The sequence below is a fragment of the Nitratidesulfovibrio oxamicus genome (assembly GCF_015731765.1).
Taxonomy (GTDB): Bacteria; Desulfobacterota; Desulfovibrionia; order Desulfovibrionales; family Desulfovibrionaceae; genus Cupidesulfovibrio; species Cupidesulfovibrio oxamicus.
Window position 1 is genome coordinate 1 of the sequence record NZ_VRYY01000131.1, and the last position, 5936, is coordinate 5936.

General features: G+C 66.2%; 5 protein-coding genes and 1 pseudogene. 5 read left to right on the forward strand and 1 reads right to left on the reverse strand.

What is annotated here, in order from left to right; all coding sequences use genetic code 11:
• Positions 1 to 259 (reverse strand): annotated as a pseudogene (locus FVW20_RS05870) (TOBE domain-containing protein); the annotation flags it as partial.
• A 314-nt stretch (positions 260 to 573) separates the two neighbouring features.
• On the opposite strand from FVW20_RS05870, the gene tsaA reads away from it, so the two are divergent.
• The 5 genes from tsaA to FVW20_RS05895 all read left to right on the forward strand — a co-directional run.
• The gene (gene tsaA / locus FVW20_RS20050) at positions 574 to 1449 is read left to right on the forward strand and encodes a tRNA (N6-threonylcarbamoyladenosine(37)-N6)-methyltransferase TrmO (protein ID WP_196608694.1); all 876 of its coding nucleotides are present in this window, start codon (positions 574 to 576) and stop codon (positions 1447 to 1449) included.
• The gene (modA, locus tag FVW20_RS05880; RefSeq protein WP_196608695.1) at positions 1446 to 2243 is read left to right on the forward strand and encodes a molybdate ABC transporter substrate-binding protein; all 798 of its coding nucleotides are present in this window, start codon (positions 1446 to 1448) and stop codon (positions 2241 to 2243) included. Before tsaA ends, modA begins: the two co-directional genes overlap by 4 nt.
• A gap of 590 nt (positions 2244 to 2833) precedes the next feature.
• Positions 2834 to 4135: a cytochrome ubiquinol oxidase subunit I gene (locus FVW20_RS05885; protein ID WP_196608696.1), complete on the forward strand. Its 1302-nt coding sequence runs from the start codon at positions 2834 to 2836 to the stop codon at positions 4133 to 4135.
• 54 nt (positions 4136 to 4189) lie between these two features.
• Positions 4190 to 5215, forward strand: coding sequence for a cytochrome d ubiquinol oxidase subunit II (cydB, locus tag FVW20_RS05890; protein WP_196608697.1), 1026 nt, complete (start codon positions 4190 to 4192; stop codon positions 5213 to 5215).
• Positions 5216 to 5498: 283 nt separating this feature from the next.
• The coding region (locus tag FVW20_RS05895) for a TorD/DmsD family molecular chaperone (RefSeq protein WP_196608698.1) at positions 5499 to 5936 on the forward strand (438 nt) is incomplete at its 3' end.

A 5936-nucleotide genomic window follows, 5' to 3' on the forward strand; every position in this document is an offset into this window, starting at 1 on the left:
CACGCGGACAGGCGCCACCGCCGCCCATGCCCGGCACGCCGGACAGCGCGGTGACGATGGAGTGCCGCGTTGCCGCGCCAAGGCCGTCCGCGCCCGCGTGGTCGGCTGCGGAATCGAGTGGGGACGCGCCGGATTCCACGGCCAGGCCGGAAACGCCGCCGCCAAGCCGCGCCTCCAGTTCCCGCTCGATGCAGGCCCGCATCAGCTCCAGTTGTGTCTCGTCCAGTGCGCCGACAATACCGGCCAAAGGAGCATGCATGGTCGATCTGCCTCCGCAGTGTCGTTGCCGCCGCCACCCTGCCGGAAGTCTTGGTCGGTTTTGGCCGGAAAGGGAATACAGTCACGAAAAAAACAACCCAGGTGACCGTATTGCACGCTGTGCGGGCAGCAGCTACCCCGAAGATGGAAGGAGCCCCGGTCGCACGTGCCTGCCGCGCCGGTGCCCCGATGAGGTCCGGCCCGGAATGCGCACCGGGCCGGCACCCCCGTGCCGCCTTCATCTCCCCGGAATGCCTGCCCGCCCTCGCCGGGCGGCCTGTTTCCCGGCTTCACTGCGCCATCGACGAGATGCCCATGCCATTCACCTCCTTCCTGCCCGCCGTGCTCGCCCCCCTGGCGCTGGTTGCGTTGGCCGCCCTGGCCGTGCTGCTGGCCTTCGAAACCGGCTTCCCGCCGCGCGCCAACGCCCATGACGGCGAACTGGGGCTGGCAACAGGACGCGGCGCGACCACGCGCCTGCGCCTGCGCGAACTGTGCGGCGGCCCGCTGGCCCTGATGCTGGCCGGACTGGGTACGCCTCTGCTGTGGCCGGAACCGGAAGCCGGGGTGGCCCTGCTGGCCACGGCCACGGCGCTGCACCTGCTGCGCGGCCCCGCCACCGCCCATGCCGCGCCCCATTCGCCAGCGCAGCAGGCAGACAATCCGCAAGCCCCGCACATTTCCTACGCCCCTGTGGCCCACATGCGCACCCCGTTCACCACCGTGCGCGGCATGCCCATCCAGCCCGTGGGCGCGCAGGGGGTAGCGGGCAGCATCGACGTGCTGCCCGAATTCGCCGAGGGCCTCGCCGACATCGAAGGGTTCTCGCATCTCCTCGTCATCTACCACCTGCACGAATGCAAGGGCTTCACCTTGCGCGTGAAGCCCTTTCTGGACAACGACGAGCACGGCGTGTTCGCCACCCGCTCGCCGCGCAGGCCCAATCCCATCGGCATATCCGTACTGCGGCTTACCGGCGTGACCGGCAACCGGCTGCACGTGGAAAACGTGGACATGCTGGACGGCACCCCGGTGCTGGACATCAAGCCGTACGTCCCCACCTTCGACGTCTGGGACGCCGACAGGACGGGCTGGTTCGCCACCGTGGCGGACAACGCCGTGCAGTGCAGGGCCGATGACCGCTTCGTCCCCGCAGACACCACTCAACCCCAGACAGGAGGCGCCTCATGATTTCCGGTTTCCGTCCGTTCCGCACCGGCCGCCGCGTTCTTGCAGCGTTGGCACTTGCCGCACTGGTCTGCGCCGCACTGGCCTGCGCTCCCCTCACCGTCCAGGCGGGCGAGATCACCGTGTCCGCCGCCGCCAGCCTGACCAACGCCTTTACCGACATCAAGGGCATGTTCGAAAAGGTCACCCCCGGCAGCAAGGTGCAGACCAACTTCGCCGCGTCCGGCCCGCTGCTGAAGCAGATGCAGGAAGGCGCGCCGGTGGACGTGTTCGCCTCCGCCGACCAGGTCACCATGGACAAGGCCGTGGAAAGCAAGCTCATCGACGTGGCCACCCGCATCGACTTCGTGTCCAACAGCCTGGTGCTCATCGTGCCCGCCGACTCCAGGCTGGCCATCAAGGGCGTGGACGACCTGAAGCAGGCGGGCGTTACCCGCATAGCCGTGGGCAACCCCGACTCCGTGCCCGTGGGCCGTTACACCAAGGCAGCACTTACCGCCGCAGGTTCGTGGGACGCCATTTCCGGCAAGGCCGTGCTGGCCGAAAGCGTGCGCCAGGCCCTGGACTACGTGGCCCGCGGCGAAGCCGAAGCGGGCTTCGTGTACATGACCGACGCCAGGATCGCGGGCGACAAGGTGAAGGTGGTGGCCACCGTCAAGGGCCACGCCCCCATCACCTACCCCATCGCCGTCCTGTCCGGCTCCAGGGACAAGGCCACCGCCGCCGCGTTCATCAAGTTCGTCACCGGGCCCGAAGGCATGGCCGTGCTGGACAAGTACGGCTTCGGCAAGCCGTAGCCGGTAGCCCGGTATTCGGTTTCCCTCGCCAGGACGAACGGGCGTCGATCGCATGGTCGGCGCCCGTTGCGCATCGGTGCGCGGCGTGTGCCCCAAACGCCCCCTGCCCCATGCGGGCAGTACGGGCACATCCGCACACTCCGCACCCGTGCATGCGCACGGCCCGGCCTGCCCATCTTCCCCCTGTCAGGCCCGCCCCGTCCGACCATGCTGCCACCCCATCCCACCCGATTCATCCCGTCCTGCCCGTCCGGCTCCCCTGTCCTGCTCCCCTGTCCTGCTCCCCTGTCCGGGCCGGTTCCCCCGCAAACCGGCCCTCACCGCCAACTTGCCGCCGCCATGTATTTTTTGCTGACAGTTTCTCCGCAACCATGCTAGATTACGCCCAGTCCCCCCGTCATCGCTGGCAGTAATCTTCCACCATGTTTGCATATTGGCGGAAAGGTGGTAGTAGCAACCATTATCGCTTGATGCACACACGTTGTCCGGCTTTCGGCGGAAGCAGACCGGGCAACGCGCCTATTTCACCGTTTAACCTTGCCGGGCTTACGGGCGGCCACACCGCCAGACCCGCTGCAAAGGGGGAAAGCATGGATGTCGTCATGCTGTCACGGCTGCAATTCGCGGTAGCCGTCTTTTTCCATTTCATCTTCGTGCCGCTGACACTGGGCCTTTCGGTGCTCATCGCGGTCATGCAGACCATCTACTACCGCACCGGCAACGAAACCTACAAACGCATGGCCAAGTTCTGGGGCAAGCTGTTCCTGATCAACTTCACCCTGGGCGTGGTCACCGGCATCACCCTGGAATTCCAGTTCGGCACCAACTGGTCGCGTTACTCGGAATACGTGGGCGACATCTTCGGTTCGCTGCTGGCCATTGAAGCCACCCTGGCCTTCTTTCTGGAATCCACCTTCCTGGCCGTGTGGGTGTTCGGATGGGAACGCGTCTCGAAAAAGATGCACCTGTTCGCCATCTGGGCCGTGGCGTTCGCTTCCAACATGTCCGGCCTGTGGATCATCCTGGCCAACGGCTGGATGCAGAACCCCGTGGGCTACGTGATCCGCAACAACCGCGCGGAACTGGACAACTTCTTCACCGTGCTCAGCAACCCCTACGCATGGGGTCAGTTCTTCCACAACATGTTCGCCTCGTGGATGCTGGCGGGCTTCTTCGTGCTGGGCATCTCTGCCTGGCACCTGCTGCGCCGCAACGAGGAAGACTTCTTCAACCGCTCGTTCAAGCTGGCCGCCGGGTTCACTCTGGCGCTGGCCCTTCTGGTGGCGTTGCAGGGCCACAACCACGGCAACACCGTGGCCAGGCTGCAACCCGCCAAGCTGGCGGCCATGGAATCGCACTGGGAAACCCAGAAGTCCGCGCCCATGTACCTTCTGGCCGTGCCCGACGAAAACGCGGAAGGCAACGCCATCCAGGCCTTCGGCATTCCCGGCGTGCTCAGCCTGCTGGCCTTCAACGATCCCTCTGCCGAAGTGAAGGGTCTGAAGGACTTCCCCAAGGAAGACCGCCCGCCCGTGCTGCTCACCTTCCTGAACTTCCGCCTGATGGTGGGCCTTGGCACGTTGTTCCCTCTGCTGGCCGGCGCCGCCTTCCTGTTCCGCAACCGCCTGCAGGACAAGCCGTGGTTGCTGAAGGCGCTGCCCTGGGCCATCCCCCTGCCGTACCTGGCCATCATGGCCGGGTGGGCCGTGGCCGAAATAGGCCGCCAGCCGTGGATCGTGTACGGCATGATGCGCACCACCGATGCGGTGTCGCCTGTGCCCGCCTCGTCCGTGGCCGTATCGCTGCTGGCGTTCGGGGCGGTGTACACCCTGCTCGGCGTGCTCGACATCTACCTGCTTCGCAAGTACGCGCGCAAAGGCCCCGCCGCCTAGCCCGCACGACGTGCCGCATAGCCGCATGAACAGCTAACCGAGAGGATCGGAAACATGTTGGAGACAATCTGGTTCGTCCTGTGGGGCCTGTTGTGGGCCGTATACTTCGTCCTTGACGGCTTCGACTTCGGCTTGGGCACCCTGCTGCCCTTTGCCGCGCGCAACGAAGCCGAACGCCGTACCATCTACAATGCCGCCGGTCCGTTCTGGGACGGCAACGAGGTGTGGCTGATCACCGCGGGCGGCGTCACCTTCGCCGCATTCCCCAAGGCGTACGCGGTGATGTTCAGCGCACTGTACGCGCCGCTGCTGATCCTGCTCTTCGCGCTGATCTTCCGCGCGGTGTCCTTCGAGTTCCGCAACAAGATCGACAGCCCCGGCTGGCGCAAGGTGTGGGACGTGTTCCAGTTTCTGGGCAACTTCGTGCCCGCGCTGCTGTTCGGCGTGGCCTTCGCCAACCTGTTCATGGGCATTCCCGTCGACGGCGACGGCGTGTACCACGGCAACCTGCTGAAGCTGCTGAACCTGTACGGCCTGCTGGGCGGCGTGTTCTTTGTGCTGATGTTCGCCCTGCACGGCGCGCTGTGGATGGGCATCAAGTCCACGGGCGACCTGCACGACAGGGCCGTGGCCCTGGCGCGCGGCATCTGGCCGCTGCTGCTGTGCGCCGCGCTGGCCTTCCTGGTGGCCACCGCCGTGTACACCAACCTGTACGTCAACTACATGAAGTTCCCGCCGCTGCTGGTGTTCCCCATCCTGGCCGTGGCCTCGCTGCTGACCACCCGGTTCTTCATCGCCTCCAACTCGGTGGGCATGGCCTGGGTGTGCAACGCGGTGTTCATCGTGTGCGTGACCTTCTTCGGGGTGTTCGGCATGTACCCGGCGCTGCTGCCGTCCAGCATGGACCCGGCCTTCAGCGTCACCATCGCCAACGGCGCATCCAGCCCGCTGACGCTGAAGATCATGCTCACCGTGGTGGTGATCTTCGTGCCCATCGTGCTGGCGTACCAGGCGTGGGTGTATTCCGTGTTCACCCACAAGATCACCGACGAGGACCTGGAAGACGAACACGCCTACTAGACGGCGAAGCGGCACGCCACGCGCCGCACGCAAGACCTCGAACGCACAGGGGAGCCCGCAAGGGCTCCCCGTTTTCTTTCCCGGACGTCAATGGCGTTTTCCGACCCACGGCGCCAACGTCACCGCAACGCCGCATGTAGGACGCGTCCTACATGTTTCCTACAGCATCCGACAATCATTGCATGCCCCAAGCGACATGGTATTACGCAAAATAAAGCCACTCCGGTGGCGGACCCCGCGCGTCGGCAACGGGGCCTCAACCGCACATCGCAGCAGGAATGCCATGTCGCTCACCATTTCTCCCGTTCCATCCCCGCTCGTGTCCGTCCCGACCAACCCCCGTATGGCGGATGCCGAGGCCTTCGCGCGGCGCGGCGCCGCCCTGCGCGACTTCTTCTTCGCCACCAACGGCGCCTCGTTGCGCCGGGCCTTCGAGGCACTGGCCCTGCCGGGCTCCCCGCCCCTGCCGCCCGTGCCCGCGTGGGATGAAGAGGAATACCTGTTCAACCGGCTGTTCGTGGGGCCGGGTCCGGTGGCCGCGCCGCCCTATGCCTCCGTCTACCTGGAGACGGAGCGCCGCCTGATGGGCGAGGCCACCCTGTTCGCCCGCGAAGCCTACGCGGCGCTGGGCCTTGCCTCGCCGTGGCAGGGGTCGCTGCCCGACGACCACATCGGCCTGGAACTGGACGCCGCCCTGGCCGTGTTCGCCGCCCTGCGCCGG